Source organism: Clostridium sp. YIM B02500, assembly GCF_022324665.1.
In the GTDB taxonomy this organism is placed as follows: Bacteria; Bacillota; Clostridia; order Clostridiales; family Clostridiaceae; genus Clostridium; species Clostridium beijerinckii.
Genome location: NZ_JAKGTE010000030.1, coordinates 40124 through 57569, shown reverse-complemented (window position 1 = coordinate 57569; position 17446 = coordinate 40124). Strand labels below are relative to the sequence as shown.

The window sequence follows — 17446 nt, the reverse complement described above, 5'->3', positions numbered from 1 at the left end:
GTGCTTCAAACTTTAAGCAATGCATTCAAAGTTCCTGAACTTAGAAAAAAGATTTTATGGACAGTATTATTAGTTGCAGTTTTCAGGATGGGAAGTCATATTCCTCTTCCTGGAATTAACTCTGATTTTTTAAAAAATCTATCTCAGTCTGGTGGACTATTAGGATTTTATGATATGCTTTCTGGAGGAGCTTTTAGCAGATCCAGTATATTAGCATTAGGAGTTATGCCATACATTAATGCATCAATAATAATTCAATTATTAACTGTTGCTATCCCACAATTGGAGCAACTATCAAAAGAAGGAGATACTGGCAGAAAAAAGATACAAAATGCAACACGTTATGTATCTCTTGGAATAGCTTTTATCTTAGCTTATGGAATTTTTGCAACAATTTCAAGTAGTGGAGCTACAGTTGGATTAACTGCAATCCAAAAGACTATTGTTGTTTTTGCACTAGTGGTTGGAACAACATTTTGTATGTGGTTAGGTGATCAACTTACAGTTAAGGGCATTGGAAATGGTACTTCAATACTAATATTCGTTAATATAATTTCGAGAGTTCCAGCAACAATTGCTTCAATGATGACACTTCAGCAAGCAGGAAGTGCAAGTGTTGTGGAAATTGTACTATTTGGAGTATTTACCGTATTTCTACTTGCTACTATACTATATTTTTCTTTATCAGAAAGAAGGATACCTGTGCAGTATGCTGGTAAATTTGCATCAGGCAATAGTAATATGGTTAAATCACAATCAACACATATACCATTAAGTATAATTGGATCAGCGGTTCTTGCTATTATATTTTCTATGTCCGTAATGGATTTTCCAAAAACTATTGCCACATTATTTGGTGGAGTAGGTGAAAGTCAAAAAGAGTGGGCAAAGTGGGTATTAAATAATCCTACATCTGTCTTTAATCAAAAGAGTTGGATGTATATGGTACTATATGCAGTACTGACAATATTCTTTAATTGGTTTTATACTCAGATTACATTTAAACCAGATGAAATGTCTGAGAATTTGCATAAATCGGCAGGATTTGTGCCTGGAGTAAGGCCAGGTGAAGAAACCACAACATATTTTGAAAGAGTTTTAAACAGACTATCTTTTATTGGAGGTATATTAGCAGCGGTATTGGCTGTAACTCCAGTTATAATACAAAACTATACACAATTTCAAAATATAGCTTTTTCAGGAACTGGATTATTAATTGTTATAAATGTTGCGTTAGATTTTACTAGAAAAGTAGAATCACAAATGGTAGTTAGGCACTATAAAGGATTTCTTAAATAGATTAGAATAAATGGAGATGAAGCCAGTGAAGATAGTATTACTAGGTCCTCCTGGAGCTGGAAAGGGAACACAGGCTAAATCAATTAGCAATAAATATTCAATACCACATATTTCTACAGGTGATATTTTCAGAAAGAATATTTCTGAAAACACTCCCTTAGGAATAGAAGCAAAGGGTTATATTGATAACGGACAATTAGTTCCTGATGAAGTAACAATTAATATGGTTAAGGATAGACTGCAACAGGACGATTGTAAGGTCGGATATTTATTAGATGGTTTTCCTAGAACTGTGGCTCAAGCTGATGCTCTTAACAACTTTCTTGTAGATAAGAATGAACAATTAGATACCGCATTGCTTATAAAGGTACCTAATGAATTTATTCTAGAAAGAATGACTGGTAGAAGAGTATGTCCATCATGCGGAGCAAGTTATCATGTTAAATTTAATCCTCCAACAAATGAAGGAAAATGTGATTTGTGTGGAAGTGAAGTTATACAGAGAAAAGATGATACAGTTGAGACTGTAAAAGAAAGACTTGATGTATATCAAAAGGAAACACAACCGCTAATTGAATTTTACGGTGAAAAAGGCTTGCTTTCAGAAGTGGATGGCACAAAAGCTATTAATGAAGTTTTCAGAGGAATATGTGAATTGTTAGGGAACAACAAATAATGATTACTGTAAAGAATCATGATGAAATAGCCATAATGAGAAAAGCAGGTAGAATAGTAGGAGAAACATTGCTATTGCTTGAAAAAGAGGTAAAACCCGGAGTAACAACTGCAAATTTGGATAGAATAGCAGAAGAATTTATAACTAAGCATGGAGCAAAACCTTCATTTAAAGGCTTATATGGTTTTCCTTCGTCACTATGTATTTCAGTAAATGAGCAAGTAATACATGGATTCCCAGGAGAATATGTTCTTAAAGAAGGCGATATAGTTAGTATTGACTGTGGGGCGTTTTTTGATGGATTCCATGGAGATGCTGCAAGAACTTTCTCTGTAGGGGAAGTTTCAGTAGAAGCTCAAAGATTAATTGATATAACAAGAGAAAGTTTTTTCCAAGGTATAAAGTTTGCAAAACAAGGAAATAAATTAACTGATATATCACATGAGATACAAAGCTACGTAGAAGCAGCAGGTTTCTCAGTTGTAAGAGATTTTGTAGGTCATGGGATTGGGCGAAAAGTTCACGAGGATCCTAATGTACCTAATTTCGGAAAGTCTGGTAGAGGTCCGAAATTACTGGAGGGTATGGTGTTAGCGATAGAACCTATGGTTAACGCTGGTACTTATAAGGTTAAGACATTAAAAGATGGATGGACAGTTGTAACAGCGGATTCTTCTTTATCGGCACATTATGAAAATACAGTTGCAATTTTATCAGATGGACCTGAAATATTAACACTGATTAAGTAGAATAAAGAGTGTTGCTTAGTTATAAATTTGCATAATACCGTTGTGGTAGTGTTAATTTATACTAAGGTAATCATAGAGGTGAAAAATTTGCAAAACAATGACTTGATTGGAAAAGTAGTACTTTCAAAAGCAGGAAGAGATAAAGATCACTTATATGTTGTTGTTAGGCAGATAGATGATGATTATGTATTACTAGCTAATGGAGATACAAAATTAATTGAGATGCCTAAGAAGAAAAAAATTAAACACTTAAGTATTTTAGAAGATGTAGATGATGAATTATTATCATTAATAAACTCATGCGATAAGAGTACTAATTTAAAGATTAAGAGATTCCTAAAGCTTAGAGGCATTGTTAAGGAGGGTTGATTACCTTATGTCAAAAGATGATGTTATAGAAATGCAAGGTACGGTATTAGAATCTTTACCAAACGCTATGTTTCAAGTTGAACTTGAAAGTGGCCATAAGATTCTAGCACACATATCAGGTAAATTAAGAATGAACTTCATAAGAATTTTACCAGGAGATAAAGTTACAGTAGAACTTTCTCCTTATGATTTAACCAGAGGTAGAATTACATGGAGAGCAAAATAAAGTAGATATAACTTACATTGATCTACTACAAAAGTAATATGAGGAGGGTTAGCTATGAAAGTAAGACCATCAGTTAAGCCTATTTGTGAAAAGTGCAAAGTAATCAGAAGAAAAGGAAAAGTAATGGTAATCTGTGAAAATCCTAAGCACAAGCAAAAGCAAGGCTAATGATCAAGTTTACAATATTATTTACATTAAAATAAATGTAAATAATATTGACATTTCAGCAAAAGTCAAATATGATTATATAGTCGTTTAATTAATCAAAAATAAATTTTAGGGCGGCTGGCAATAGAATCGTCTATTGACCTAAAATTTTATTATAAATTATAAATCATAAATTATAAAATCAACTTTTATACATTTCAATTATCAGGAGGTGTAAATTTTAATGGCAAGAATATCAGGTATTGATCTACCAAGAGAAAAAAGAGTTGAAATAGGTTTAACATATATATATGGAATAGGATTATCAACTTCACAAAAAATCTTAGCTGTAACAGGAATTAATCCAGATACAAGAGTTAAGGATTTATCAGAAGAAGAAGTTAATGAAATCAGAACTTATATCAACAAGAATTTAATGGTTGAAGGTGACTTAAGAAGAGATGTCGCTTTAAATATCAAGAGATTAGTAGAAATAGGATCATATAGAGGAATTAGACATAGAAGAGGTCTTCCAGTAAGAGGACAAAAAACTAAGACTAATGCAAGAACTAGAAAAGGTCCTAAGAAGACAATAGCAAATAAGAAGAAATAGTAAGGAGGGAAGATAATGGCAGCTAAAACAGTAAAGAAAACTAGAAGAAGAAAAGAAAGAAAAAATGTTGAGCATGGTGCTGCACACATTAAGTCAACTTTTAATAATTCAATAGTTACTTTAACAGATGCAGTAGGAAATGCTTTATCATGGTCAAGTGCAGGAGCACTAGGTTTCAGAGGATCAAGAAAGAGCACACCATTTGCAGCTCAAATGGCAGCAGAAACTGCAGCTAAAGTAGCAATGGAACACGGCTTAAAAAGTATAGAGGTTTATGTTAAAGGACCTGGTTCAGGAAGAGAAGCAGCTATAAGATCCTTACAAGCAGCAGGACTAGAAGTAACTTTGATTAAAGATGTTACTCCAATACCACATAATGGTTGTAGACCACCAAAGAGAAGAAGAGTCTAATATAAATGTAGTAATAGGAGGTGTAATTTAATGGCAAGATATACTGGCGCTACATGTAGATTATGTAGAAGAGAAGGTATGAAACTTTTCCTTAAAGGTGATAGATGTTTTACAGATAAGTGTGCTTTCGTTAGAAGAAGCTATGCACCAGGACAACATGGAGCTAACAAAAAGAAAGTATCAAACTATGGTGTTCAATTAAGAGAAAAGCAAAAAGCAAGAAGAATTTATGGCATATTAGAAGGCCAATTTAGAACATATTATGAAAAAGCTGAGCATATTAAAGGTATAACAGGTGAAAACTTACTTAAATTACTAGAAATGAGACTTGATAACATAGTTTATAGATTAGGTTATGGTTCATCAAGAAACGAGGCAAGACAATTAGTGACTCACGGACATTTCTTAGTAAATGGTAAAAAGGTTGACATTTGTTCATATCATGTTTCAGTTAATGATGTAATTACTGTATGCGAAAAGAGCAGATCAAGTGAAAAGTTTAAAACTTTTGTTGAAAATCCAAAAACTTTACCAAAATGGTTAGAAGCTAATGTTGATAACTATGAAGGAAAAGTAGTTGCAGAGCCATCAAGAGAAGATATAGATGTGCCTGTTAACGAAACACTTATTGTTGAGTTATACAGTAAATAATATATTTATATTTGTTAGAGAAATTTATCACAATATATGCAAATATAGAATCAGTTGCCCTCATAATAAGGTTGCCATTTTTAAAATAAGGAGGGTTTGTCAATGTTAGAAATCGAAAAGCCAATAATAGAATGTATAGAAGCTAATGAAGATGGTACTTATGGTAAGTACGTTGTTGAACCACTTGAAAGAGGCTATGGTATTACATTAGGAAATGCCCTAAGAAGAATACTATTATCATCTCTTCCAGGAGTTGCAACAACCTCTGTCAAAATTGATGGTGTGCTTCATGAGTTTTCTACTGTTCAAGGAGTTAAAGAAGATGTTACTGAGTTAATTCTTAATATCAAATCATTAGCTCTAAGAATGAATGGTGAAGGTCCAAAAGTTATTTATATTGATGCTAAAGGACCAGGAGAAGTTACTGGAGCAGATATAAAGACTGATGGTGATGTTGAAGTTGTTAATAAGAATTTACATATTGCAACTTTAGATAACGATGGAAGACTTTATATGGAATTGACAGTTAATAAGGGAAGAGGATATGTTACTCAAAATAAAAATAAGAGTGATGAATTGCCTATTTCAGCTATAGCAGTTGATTCTATTTATACACCAGTAAAAAGAGTTAATTTTACTGTTGATAATACAAGAGTTGGTCAAATTACTGATTATGATAAATTAACTTTAGAAATTTGGACTAATGGTACTATAAAAATAGATGAAGCTATTAGTTTATCAGCAAAAATACTTATTGAACACTTTAAATTATTCATGTCATTAACAGATAATACTAATGATGTTGAAATAATGATAGAAAAAGAAGACGATAAGAAAGAAAAAGTCCTAGAAATGACTGTAGAAGAACTTGATTTATCAGTTAGATCATATAACTGTTTAAAGAGAGCCGGAATTAATACAGTCCAAGAACTTGCTACAAAATCTATGGATGATATGATGAAAGTAAGGAATCTAGGAAAGAAATCTTTAGAAGAAGTTGAAAGAAAGCTTAAAGAATTAGGTTTAGCCCTAAAACTAACCGAGGAGTAAGGAGGTAAATCCATGGCAGGTCATCGTAAATTAGGTCTTCCTACAGACCAAAGAAGAGCTATGCTAAGAAATCTTGTTACTAGTCTATTAAAACATGGTAAAATCGAGACAACTGAAACAAGAGCTAAAGAAACTAGATCAATAGCAGAAAAAATGATTACTCTTGGAAAAAGAGGAGATCTTCATGCTAGAAGACAAGTATTATCTTATGTTCAAGAAGAATTAGTTGTTAAGAATTTATTTGATAATGTAGCTCCAAAGTATACTGAAAGAAATGGCGGATATACAAGAATAATTAAAAAAGGTCCTAGAAGAGGGGACGGAGCTGAGATAGTAATACTTGAATTAGTATAATACTAATGGGGGATTAAGTTTAAACTTAATCCCCATTTTGACATAGAAAATAAAATTGGAACTTAATTTATTATAGAGATGTTTTCTTACTCAAGATATATATTTTTTTATTGAATATGTTGGATTTTGAGATATAATGAAAATAATAATTTAATATCAAAGATAACAATGTTGTCTTTGAAAAACATTTGTATAATATATTAAAACTATAAAACATCATGGGGAGGTACACTATGAGTGATGCGATGATAAAGTGTGCAAAAGTATCTTTTAAATATGTAAAGGATACAGAAGGAGTTAAGCAAGAAAAATATGCAATAAAAGATGTAGATTTGGAGGTGAAAAAGGGGGAGTTTTTAGTAGTTTTAGGGCATAATGGATCAGGTAAATCAACGATAGCTAAGCATATGAATGCATTGGTTGTACCATCAGAGGGAACAGTGATTGTAGATGGCTTGGATACTAGTAAAATGGAGAATGTTTGGGAGATTAGATCTAGAGCAGGAATGGTGTTTCAAAATCCTGATAACCAGTTAGTTGCTACCATAGTGGAAGAAGATGTTGCTTTTGGACCAGAGAATTTAGGAGTAGAACCATCAGAGATAAGAAAAAGAGTTGATGAAAGCCTGGAGAAGGTTGGAATGAGCAAATATAAAAGGCATGCGCCACATCTTTTATCTGGTGGACAAAAGCAAAGAATTGCTATAGCAGGAATACTTGCAATACAACCTGAATGCATAATTTTTGATGAACCTACAGCAATGTTAGATCCATCAGGAAGAAGGGAAGTTCTAAAAACCATAAATGAATTAAATAAAATTCATGGTATTACTATTGTATTAATAACACATTACATGGATGAGGCAGCTCAAGCTGATAGAATTGTAGTAATGGATGGTGGAAGTGTAAAAATGGAAGGGACTCCTAGAGAAATTTTTCCTCAGGTAGAGCGAATGAAAAAAATAGGTTTAGATGTTCCACAGGTTACTGAATTAGCTTATGAGCTAAAAAAGGCAGGAATAGATATAAATGAAAAAATATTAAATGTGGATGAGATGGTGAATGAATTATGTCAATTAAAGTAGAAAATTTAACACACATATATATGCCTAAGAGTCCATTTGAAAAGACTGCATTGGACAATGTGTCTTTAGAAATAAAAGATGGAGAATTTGTAGCACTAATTGGGCATACTGGCTCTGGTAAATCTACTTTAATACAACATTTTAATGGTTTACTAGAAGCAACTAGTGGAGAAATAATTGTTGATGGAACAAATATTACTGATAAAAAAGCAAAGCTTACGGATATAAGAAAAAAGGTTGGCTTGGTATTTCAGTATCCGGAATATCAACTTTTTGAGGAAACTATAGCTAAGGATATTGAATTTGGGCCTAGAAATTTAGGACTTTCCGATAGCGAAATTAATAATAGGGTAATTAGGGCGATGGAAATGGTTGGTCTAGACTATGAGACTTATAAAGATAGATCGCCATTTGACTTAAGCGGTGGTCAGAAGAGAAGAGTTGCAATTGCAGGAGTTATAGCAATGCAACCTACAACACTAATATTGGATGAGCCTACGGCAGGGTTAGATCCAAAGGGTAGAGATGATATATTAGATCAGATAAGAAAGCTACATGAGGATTATAATATGACTATAATTATAGTTAGTCATAGTATGGAGGATGTTGCAAAGATTGCAGAAAGAATCATTGTTATGAATGGTGGGAAAGTAGCATTACAAGGAACTCCAGCAGAAGTATTTAAAGAAGTTGATGTGCTAGAGAAGATAGGACTTGGTGTCCCTCAGGTAACATATCTAATAAGAGAACTAAGAAAAAAAGGATTTGACATTCCAGATAATATATTTACGATAGAGGAAGCAAAAAAGCAACTTTTGTCTACTTTGAGGATAAATAAAGTGAAAGGGGAATAGACAAAATTATGTTGAAGAATATTACAATAGGACAATATTTACCTGGAGAGTCATTTGTTCATAAGTTAGATCCTAGAACAAAGATCCTTATATCAATACTTTTTATTGCATGTTTATTTATCATAAATAAATTTATAGGTTATACTTTTGTTGTTGTTTTTTTACTAGCTATAATATTGATCGCAAAGGTGCCATTTAGATTTATTTTTAATGGATTGAAGCCAATTTTCCTATTGATAGTCTTAACAGCTGCTCTAAATATATTTATGGTTAGGGGCGCTGAAGGGACAGAAGTTTTTAGTATTGGATTTTTAAAGGCATATCCGGAGGGGTTAAGTATTGCAGCATTTATGGCAATAAGACTAATTCTATTAATAGTAGGAACATCACTGTTAACATTAACAACATCTCCAATTGAGTTAACTGATGGAATCGAAAAATTATTACGGCCGATTGGAAAAGAAATGGCTCATGAACTTGCTATGATGATGACAATAGCCTTACGATTTATACCTACCTTAATAGATGAAACGGATAAAATAATGAAAGCTCAGAAGGCTAGAGGGGCTGATTTTGAGTCAGGCGGAATAATAAAAAAGGCTAAGAGCTTAGTACCATTATTAGTGCCTTTATTTATCAGTTCATTTAGAAGAGCAGATGAATTAGCAATGGCAATGGAAGCAAGAGGCTATAGAGGTGGTGCTGGGCGAACTAGAATGAAAATACTTGAATTTTCGTATAGGGACTTGGTTGCTTTTATTGTATTTTGTATTTTAGTTTTATGGTGCATAGCTGTAAGATTTATTATGCTATAGGAGTAAGATAACTTAAATGAGAAATATAAAATTAATTATTGAGTTTGATGGAAGTAACTTTTGCGGGTGGCAAAGGCAACCCAAAGGCAGAACTATTCAAAAAGTAATAGAGACAGCAATATTTAAGGCTACTGGAGAGGAAATTATGATTAATGGAAGTTCCAGGACTGATGCGGGTGTTCACGCAAGAGAAATGGTTGCAAACTTTTTGACTAATTCTTCAATACCTGGAGATAAGTTTAGAGAAGCTATTAATACAAGACTGCCAGAAGATGTATCTATAATTAAATCAGAAGAAGTAAGTGAAGATTTTCATGCAAGATATTCATCAAAGGGAAAGACATACTCTTATACAATTATAAATAGATATGAAAGGTTATCTTTAGGTCACCAATATCTGTATCATTATAAGTATAGATTGGATGTAAATGAGATGAGAAGAGCATGTGAATATTTTATAGGGAGGCATGACTTTAGGGCGTTTATGTCTCCAGGAAGCTCAATAAAAACTACAACAAGAACTATTCATGATCTATATATAGATCAAAATGGAAATGAAATAAAAATATTTATTACGGCTGATGGATTTTTGTATAATATGGTGAGAATAATAGTAGGTACATTAATAAAGATTGGAAATGGAAAACTAGAAGCGGAAAATATAAAAGATATAATAGAAGAAGGAAATAGAAAAAAAGCAGGAATGTGCGTACCGCCAAACGGATTAATATTAGAAAAAGTTTTCTATTAAATGATAAAAATGTGTTGACACGCCCGTGTGCGTGTATTATAATAGGTTTGTTTGTTAAAACATTTATGTATATAAGATCCACTAGCCCCGGGTCTTGACATAAAAAATCTTACTTAAAATAATAAGTAAAGAATTAATGTAAGTTCAGGGAGGGAAACAGATGAAATCATACATTGCTAAAGCAAGTGAAATTGAAAGAAAATGGTATGTAGTTGATGCTGCTGGTAAGCCACTAGGTAGAGTTGCTAGCCAAGTTGCTTCAATTTTAAGAGGTAAAAATAAACCAACATTTACACCTAATGTTGACTGCGGAGATTTTGTTATTGTAATTAATGCAGAAAAGGTAGTTTTAACTGGTAAGAAATTAGATCAAAAATTAATGAGAAAGCATAGTCTTTACCCAGGCGGATTAAAAGAAACTCCTTATAGAGTAGTATTAGATAAAAAGCCTGAATTTGCTTTTGAAGAAGCAGTAAGAAGAATGCTTCCAAACGGTGTTTTAGGAAGACAAATGTTAAAGAAATTAAATGTATATAGAGGTGCAGAACATAATCATGCAGCTCAAAAACCAGAAGTACTAGAATTAAGATACTAATACGATCTCGGGAGGAGGAAAAAGAAATGGCAAAAGTTCAATACATGGGAACTGGAAGAAGAAAGAAATCAGTTGCAAGAGTAAGACTTGTACCAGGAAGTGGTAAGGTTCTTGTAAATAAAAGAGAAATAGAAAACTTTTTTGGTTTAGAAACATTAAGAGTTATCGTAAACCAACCATTAGTTTTAACTGGAACTAAGGATAGATTTGACGTTTTAGTAAATGTTCACGGTGGTGGATTTACAGGTCAAGCAGGAGCTATTAGACATGGTATAGCTAGAGCATTAGTTAAATCTGATGAAGCTTTAAAGCCAGAATTAAAGAAGGCTGGATTCTTAACAAGAGACCCAAGAATGAAAGAAAGAAAGAAATACGGTCTTAAAGCAGCAAGAAGAGCTCCACAATTCTCAAAGAGATAATATTTGGAGATCAAAAATCCCACAAACGCGGTGTTTGTGGGATTTTTATTTTATATAAAAATATGTAATCTTAAAGAACAAATATAAATAATAGTTATTACATTTCTAGTAATGCGGTTCTGGTGCCACTTCCTAATATAGTTATAAACTCTTCTATTATATATATATGTTCAAGCTAAGCCTATATATATTTTGCCTTAAATGAATTCTTTAGCTATTACAAGTCTAAATATAGCTCTATTATATACAATATATATTCATGTATATATAAGTTCTAAGTGGTATAATTCATTTTTTATAAAATTATTAACATTTCTATATATGGTAATTACAGATGGATTTCAATTGATTAAATATTTTAGATATTATATTAAAAATTGTGGTGATGCATCTATTGGGTGTTCTATAAAATATGTTTAATAAAAAATAAAAGTTTATTAATATAAATGAATTTGAATAATTAAGATTGTATAGCAAACAATACAGTATGTAAGTCTAAATGATTTGGAGGAACAGTTTTATGAGAATGAAAAAATGGATAGCATTGTTCTGCATATTTTGCTTAATTTCTGGGATTCCGGTAAGGACAAATTCCGAAGAAAATAAAGATAAAAGGATAATATTAATAGATCCTGGACATGGAGGAATTGACGGTGGAGCAAAATCAAAGAGTGGAACTATAGAGAAGGATATAAATCTATCTATATCTTTAAAGTTAAAAAAGGAGTTGGAGGACTCTGGATATGCTGTGTATATGACAAGAGAAGGGGATTCACAATTAGATGCGAAGAAAGTTAAAGATCTTAATGCCAGATGTCAAATGAAGAAGGATGTTAAATGTGATGCATTTATATCTATACATCAGAATATGTTTCCACAGTCCAGTTGCTTTGGGTCTCAAGTTTGGTATTCATCTAATGAGATCAGCAAGTCTTTAGCAGAAAATATTCAAGTATCACTCAAAGAAACAATAAATGATAACAATAAGAGAGTTCCTAAGGCTGCAAAGGAACAATATAGAATACTTAGAGATGGATATGAGGGTGCATGTGTTCTCGTAGAATGTGGCTTCTTATCTAATTATGAAGAAGAGCAAAAACTAAAAAGCGATGAACATCAAGACAAAATAGCAAAAGGAATAACAACTGGTGTCAATAACTATTTTGAGAATAAAGATAGTTAGTTATTTAATTTCATGAAAATGGGGCCAACTTTTATGCTATTTTGAGGATATTCATAAGAATAATATAATTTGTTTACTAATAAAAACAGATTATACAATAGTAAACAGGTTAAAAGAACAATTAAAAAGTAAATTAGTATAGTTAGAAATTTATCTAAATTTTTAGGGTTCATAAATTAACCTCTCAAATATATAAAATAATTATATATGTTGCAATTGAATTCCTGCATTTTTAAAATTCAATACTTGGCTTACAAGTATTTTAAATGTAAGCCAGCTATTGCAACATATATATATAATTATAGTAGTAATGAACTATAATTATGAGCGATAAATTAAAAAATAGAGAAAGTATTTAGTAACATTAAGAAGGAAAATACTAAAAATCATCATATAGAATTCTTCGCTTATGATTATGATGTACAGTATATGCCGCAATTGCTTGCATGGGGGTCTGAGAATTATTGGATTAAATAAAATTTATTTGGGGTTGTAAATAGTAAGAAATACTTTTAAACTTATATGTAGTAATAAGTATAAATGTATAGTTTATAAGCGATAATAAAGGAGCTGTAAGAATGAGAGAAATAAATGTTGAACTTATAACAGAAGCTATTAAAAATTTATCAATTGAAGCTAATTATTTCTTAGGATCAGATATTAATGATGCATTATTAAATGCTAAGAAAGAAGAACCATGGAAATTAGCATCCGATGTTTTAGATAAGATATTAATAAATTCAGAAATTGCAAGAAATGAAAAAATGCCTATGTGCCAAGATACGGGAATGGCATGTGTATTTATTGAAATAGGACAAGATGTTCATTTAGTTGGTGGAAGGATTGAAGATGCTATTAATGAAGGCGTACGTAGGGGATATGAGGAAGGATTTCTAAGAAAATCGGTAGTAAAAGATCCGATAAGAAGAGTTAATACAAAGGACAACACTCCAGCTATAATATATTATGACATAGTGGATGGTGATAAGGTTAAGATCATATTAGCACCAAAGGGATTTGGTTCTGAAAATATGAGTAAAATAGGTATGTTAAAGCCATCAGATGGACTGGATGGAGTGAAGAAGTTCATAATAGATACAGTTAAAGCGGCAGGACCTAACCCATGTCCTCCTATGGTAATAGGTGTTGGAATTGGAGGGACTTTTGATAAGGCAGCATACTTAGCTAAGAAAGCATTATTAAGACCCATCAATATAAGGAATGAAGATGAATTTTATAAGGAATTAGAATTGGAACTATTACAAGAAGTAAATAAATTGGGAATTGGACCACAAGGATTCGGAGGTAAAACAACTGCATTAGGGTTAAATATAGAGACTTATTCAACTCATATTGCGGGGTTACCTGTTGCGGTAAATATAAATTGTCATGCTACTAGACATAAAGAGGTAATACTATAAAAAACTATGATTTAAATGAGATATATAAGTTATAAATAACACAGCTAATTCTTTATGAATTACCTAACTTTCATTATTTGACTATTTAAGATGAAGCTTTGATGAATTAAACTTTTTAGAGTTATATATTTTATTAAAAGTCTAATTGGTAAGAATGTATTAGAAATAAAAATTGAAATTATATGTATGATTGGAGAAAAGCTATGGAAATTAAATTAGAGACACCTCTTAATGAAGAAAAGATAAGACAATTAAAAGCAGGAGATAGTATTTTGTTAAGTGGGATAATATATTCTGCTAGAGATGCCGCACATAAAAGATTAATAGAATTGCTTGATGAAGGGAAGGAGCTGCCTTTTAATATAAAAGATCAGGTTATATACTATGTAGGACCATCACCAGCTAAGCCAGGGACTGTTATAGGGTCTGCTGGTCCAACAACTAGCTACAGAATGGATGCTTATGCACCTAAATTAATGGACATTGGACTAAAAGGAATGATAGGTAAAGGTGCAAGAAACGATGAAGTAATTAGTTCAATCAAAAGGAATGAGGCAGTATACTTTGGAGCAATTGGAGGAGCAGCTGCATTAATAGGAAAAAGTATTATTAAGTCTGAAATAATCGCTTATGAAGATTTAGGAGCTGAAGCTATAAGAAAAATGGAGGTTAAGGATATGCCTCTAGTTGTTATTATCGATGCTCAAGGAAATAACTTATATGAAATTGGTCAAAGAGAATATTTAGATTCGGTAAAATAAATTGGAGTTATATATTAAGCCGTATTAAAAGGAGAAATATATGAGTAGAATTAAGTTACCAGGAAAAGAGAAAAATAAAAGAATACTATTATTTGTACTAGTGTTAATAGCATTGGGGATAATAGCTCATGAATTTATAGAAAATAGAAATAGCAAGGATAATAAATATAAAGAAGAAAAAGAAATAGTAATGCCTGAGGGAACTCAGCAATCAGATAATAATGTAGCCAATAAAGAACTAGAAAGTATAGATATGAAGAATGATTCTAAAAAGGCTGTTGATGATAAAACAAATGAAAAGTCTAGTTATTCTGAAAGGGAAAATGAATTATACGACGAAGCATATAATTTATTTTTTTCACATAAGTACATTGAGTCAATAAGCAAAGCAGATTTGCTTATAAGTGAATTTCCAAGTAATGCAATGGGATATAATATAAGAGGAATTGCGAAGTCTTATAATGGAGATTTTAATAGTGGTATAGATGATATAGATAAGGCATTAAGTATTGATAATAACTATGGATATGCAAGGTTTAATAAGGCACTTACATATGAATTATATGGAAAAATGGATGACGCACTTGAATGGTATAATAAGGCTTTAGATGTTGAAGATTATGAATGGAGTTATTATGGTATAGCATCTATTTATGGAAGAAGAGGAGACATAAAAAATACAATGCTGTATTTGAATAAAGCAATACAAATGGATGCATCAATAAAGGAAATAGCAAAAGAAGAACATGATTTTGATCCAGTTAAAAATTCAGAAGAATTTAAAAAAGCAGTGTATAATTAATATTTAGAAGATAAGTTCATTGTAAAACAATATTATGTGAGACGTGAACTTTAGGAGGAATTTGTATGTTCAATGTATTAGTAGTTGATGACGAAAAGGAAATACGAGATGCAATTGAAATATATTTAAGAGGCGAAAATTTAAAAGTATTTAAGGCTGAGGATGGATTGGAAGCTCTAGATATTCTTGAAAAAGAAAAAATACATTTAATTATACTAGATATAATGATGCCTAGATTTGATGGGATACGTACTTGTTTAAAGATAAGAGAAAGTCAAAACTTACCTATAATAATGTTATCTGCAAAAGGCGAAGATTCAGATAAAATATTAGGATTAAATGTAGGGGCGGATGATTATATAACTAAACCATTTAACCACTTAGAATTGGTAGCAAGAGTTAAATCTCAATTAAGAAGGTATGAGAAACCTCTAAATGTAGAAGAGGGTAAGGATATAATTAAAGTTAAAGATTTAGTAATAGATACCGTTGCAAAAAAGATTACTTTGCGAGGGGAAGATGTTAAGGTAACAGCTACAGAATACAAAATATTATATTTGCTAGCATCAAATTTAGGAAAAGTATTTTCTATTAAAGAGATATACGAAAACGTGTGGGAAGAGATATTTTACAAAAGTGAAAATACAGTAACCGTACATATTAGGAGAATAAGAGAAAAAATTGAAATAAACACAAAAGAGCCTGAATATATCAAGGTGGTGTGGGGGATTGGATACAAGATTGAAAAGGAAGATTAAGCTATATTTTAGTAGCATCTATTTAGTAGATATAATAATTGTAGCATTGATAACATTATTTTTACTTTCAGCATTGGGTGATTATATACAGATTAATAGGTCGCAACACAGTTTAGCAGTTAATAGAATTAAAAGTGATTTAAGAGGACTACTTTTCTTAGCTGTTATGTATGTGGCGTTTATTACAAAGATTATTTTCATATTGAAAAAGAATCAAAATTCACCTAGAATACAATCTGATTTTGTTAATAATGTGATTTTTGTAATTAAAAATGGATTTCATTATAAAGAAACAAGGAGCAAATTAATAATATCCATTGCATTAGCATTGATATTGTTAATTGCATATTTATATTTTCTGGCTACTGGAGGATATGAAAATAATATATTTGTGAAGTTTTTTCAAACGTATCCGTTTAAAGGAAGTGTATTTGTTATTATAATATTATTTTTCACTATGATGTATGCATTAAAGAAGACTCTAGACATAATAGTCGTAAATGATGCACTCAGAAGAGTTAGTGAAGGAAATTTGCAAGATGATATTAAATTGGATGGATCGCCTGCGATAAAAGAGCTTGCAAAAAATATTAACTTAATAAAAGCGGGATATAAGGAAATATTAGAAGATGGTGTCCACAATGAGAAACTGAAAACAGAATTAATATCGAATGTATCGCATGACTTAAAGACGCCTTTAACATCAATTATAAATTATGTTAACATACTAAAGAATAGTGATATAACGGAGGAAGAAAGAGAAGAATACTTATTAATATTAGAGAGAAAGTCGCTAAAATTAAAAGTATTAATTGAAGATTTATTTGAAATGTCAAAAATCAATAGTGGGAAAATTAAGTTAAATAGAGAGTTAATAGACATACTATCATTAATACATCAAGGTATAGGTGAATACAGTACTTTATATGAGGAAAAAAATATTTCCTTTAAAGTAACAAGTGAAGAAGATGCTGTATATATGGAACTTGATGGAAAGATGATGTCAAGAGCCTTAGAAAATATAATAATTAATGCACTAAAGTATTCAATGAGTAATACTAGGGTTTATATTAATGTAAAAATAGATGGTGATTATGTTAATGTCGGCGTGAAAAATATTGCTAATTACGAAATGGATTTTAATGAAGACGAAATGTTTGAAAGATTTGCAAGAGGAGATAAGTCTAGAAATTCTAAAGTAGAAGGTTCGGGATTAGGTCTAGCAATCACAAAGAGTATAGTTGAACTTCATGGTGGAGAAGTTAAAATAAAAAAAGAAGGAGATATGTTTAAAATTTATCTTATGCTTCCAATAAATAAGGGATAAAAAATATTAATAAATAAATTTTATCAATTAGGTAGTTAATCTATAGAAAACTAAAGATTAGCTACTTTTTTCATATATATCTATAAATTTTAAGGTTTTACAATTATGATGCTAACAATTATAATATACG

At 31.1% G+C, this 17446-nt stretch carries 23 protein-coding genes; all 23 read left to right on the top strand.

The genetic code is table 11. The features are described from left to right. Complete coding sequence (gene secY / locus L1S46_RS20620) at positions 1-1299, top strand: preprotein translocase subunit SecY (RefSeq protein WP_238900836.1); 1299 nt, start codon at positions 1-3, stop codon at positions 1297-1299. 25 nt (positions 1300-1324) lie between these two features. Then, positions 1325-1975 (top strand): adenylate kinase, encoded by a 651-nt coding sequence (locus L1S46_RS20615; protein ID WP_011967527.1) that lies wholly within the window; start codon positions 1325-1327, stop codon positions 1973-1975. Next, positions 1975-2724, top strand: a complete 750-nt coding sequence (gene map / locus L1S46_RS20610) for a type I methionyl aminopeptidase (RefSeq protein WP_023974816.1) — start codon at positions 1975-1977, stop codon at positions 2722-2724. The genes L1S46_RS20615 and map overlap by 1 nt, the downstream gene beginning before the upstream one ends. Positions 2725-2811: 87 nt before the next feature. Then, the gene (locus L1S46_RS20605) at positions 2812-3093 is read left to right on the top strand and encodes a KOW domain-containing RNA-binding protein (RefSeq protein WP_011967529.1); all 282 of its coding nucleotides are present in this window, start codon (positions 2812-2814) and stop codon (positions 3091-3093) included. Positions 3094-3100: 7 nt separating this feature from the next. After that, positions 3101-3319, top strand: coding sequence for a translation initiation factor IF-1 (gene infA / locus L1S46_RS20600; protein ID WP_002582630.1), 219 nt, complete (start codon positions 3101-3103; stop codon positions 3317-3319). Positions 3320-3373: 54 nt separating this feature from the next. Next, positions 3374-3487 carry a 50S ribosomal protein L36 gene (gene rpmJ, locus L1S46_RS20595; protein WP_003156543.1) on the top strand — a complete coding sequence of 38 codons (114 nt, stop codon included), beginning with the start codon at positions 3374-3376 and terminating at the stop codon, positions 3485-3487. Between the two features lie 223 nt (positions 3488-3710). Continuing rightward, complete coding sequence (rpsM, locus tag L1S46_RS20590; protein ID WP_011967530.1) at positions 3711-4079, top strand: 30S ribosomal protein S13; 369 nt, start codon at positions 3711-3713, stop codon at positions 4077-4079. Between the two features lie 15 nt (positions 4080-4094). After that, the gene (gene rpsK, locus L1S46_RS20585) at positions 4095-4490 is read left to right on the top strand and encodes a 30S ribosomal protein S11 (RefSeq protein WP_011967531.1); all 396 of its coding nucleotides are present in this window, start codon (positions 4095-4097) and stop codon (positions 4488-4490) included. Positions 4491-4520: 30 nt separating this feature from the next. Then, entirely contained in the window at positions 4521-5141 is a 621-nt protein-coding gene (rpsD, locus tag L1S46_RS20580; RefSeq protein ID WP_011967532.1) for a 30S ribosomal protein S4, read from the top strand. Between the two features lie 102 nt (positions 5142-5243). Beyond that, positions 5244-6191: a DNA-directed RNA polymerase subunit alpha gene (locus L1S46_RS20575; protein ID WP_011967533.1), complete on the top strand. Its 948-nt coding sequence runs from the start codon at positions 5244-5246 to the stop codon at positions 6189-6191. Positions 6192-6203: 12 nt separating this feature from the next. Then, positions 6204-6545, top strand: a complete 342-nt coding sequence (gene rplQ, locus L1S46_RS20570; RefSeq protein WP_011967534.1) for a 50S ribosomal protein L17 — start codon at positions 6204-6206, stop codon at positions 6543-6545. Between the two features lie 233 nt (positions 6546-6778). After that, the gene (locus L1S46_RS20565; protein WP_238900835.1) at positions 6779-7630 is read left to right on the top strand and encodes an energy-coupling factor transporter ATPase; all 852 of its coding nucleotides are present in this window, start codon (positions 6779-6781) and stop codon (positions 7628-7630) included. Beyond that, the gene (locus L1S46_RS20560) at positions 7615-8484 is read left to right on the top strand and encodes an energy-coupling factor transporter ATPase (protein ID WP_238900834.1); all 870 of its coding nucleotides are present in this window, start codon (positions 7615-7617) and stop codon (positions 8482-8484) included. The genes L1S46_RS20565 and L1S46_RS20560 overlap by 16 nt, the downstream gene beginning before the upstream one ends. Positions 8485-8492: 8 nt before the next feature. Next, the gene (locus tag L1S46_RS20555; RefSeq protein ID WP_017209692.1) at positions 8493-9299 is read left to right on the top strand and encodes an energy-coupling factor transporter transmembrane component T; all 807 of its coding nucleotides are present in this window, start codon (positions 8493-8495) and stop codon (positions 9297-9299) included. Between the two features lie 16 nt (positions 9300-9315). Beyond that, positions 9316-10050: a tRNA pseudouridine(38-40) synthase TruA gene (truA, locus tag L1S46_RS20550; protein WP_077829708.1), complete on the top strand. Its 735-nt coding sequence runs from the start codon at positions 9316-9318 to the stop codon at positions 10048-10050. Between the two features lie 160 nt (positions 10051-10210). Continuing rightward, on the top strand, positions 10211-10645 hold the full coding sequence (gene rplM / locus L1S46_RS20545) for a 50S ribosomal protein L13 (protein WP_011967539.1): 435 nt from the start codon (positions 10211-10213) through the stop codon (positions 10643-10645). Between the two features lie 26 nt (positions 10646-10671). Then, the gene (gene rpsI, locus L1S46_RS20540; protein WP_008426638.1) at positions 10672-11064 is read left to right on the top strand and encodes a 30S ribosomal protein S9; all 393 of its coding nucleotides are present in this window, start codon (positions 10672-10674) and stop codon (positions 11062-11064) included. 520 nt (positions 11065-11584) lie between these two features. Next, positions 11585-12247, top strand: a complete 663-nt coding sequence (cwlD, locus tag L1S46_RS20535) for an N-acetylmuramoyl-L-alanine amidase CwlD (protein ID WP_238900833.1) — start codon at positions 11585-11587, stop codon at positions 12245-12247. Between the two features lie 578 nt (positions 12248-12825). Next, on the top strand, positions 12826-13668 hold the full coding sequence (locus L1S46_RS20530) for a fumarate hydratase (RefSeq protein ID WP_023974811.1): 843 nt from the start codon (positions 12826-12828) through the stop codon (positions 13666-13668). A 203-nt stretch (positions 13669-13871) separates the two neighbouring features. Next, on the top strand, positions 13872-14429 hold the full coding sequence (locus L1S46_RS20525) for a Fe-S-containing hydro-lyase (protein WP_011967542.1): 558 nt from the start codon (positions 13872-13874) through the stop codon (positions 14427-14429). Positions 14430-14469: 40 nt separating this feature from the next. Continuing rightward, a complete protein-coding gene (locus L1S46_RS20520; protein ID WP_077303764.1) occupies positions 14470-15231 on the top strand; it encodes a hypothetical protein in 762 nt (253 codons plus the stop codon). Positions 15232-15296: 65 nt separating this feature from the next. Beyond that, entirely contained in the window at positions 15297-15989 is a 693-nt protein-coding gene (locus tag L1S46_RS20515) for a response regulator transcription factor (RefSeq protein WP_023974808.1), read from the top strand. After that, on the top strand, positions 15961-17316 hold the full coding sequence (locus L1S46_RS20510) for a HAMP domain-containing sensor histidine kinase (protein WP_238900832.1): 1356 nt from the start codon (positions 15961-15963) through the stop codon (positions 17314-17316). Before L1S46_RS20515 ends, L1S46_RS20510 begins: the two co-directional genes overlap by 29 nt. The last annotated feature ends 130 nt before the right edge of the window (positions 17317-17446 follow it).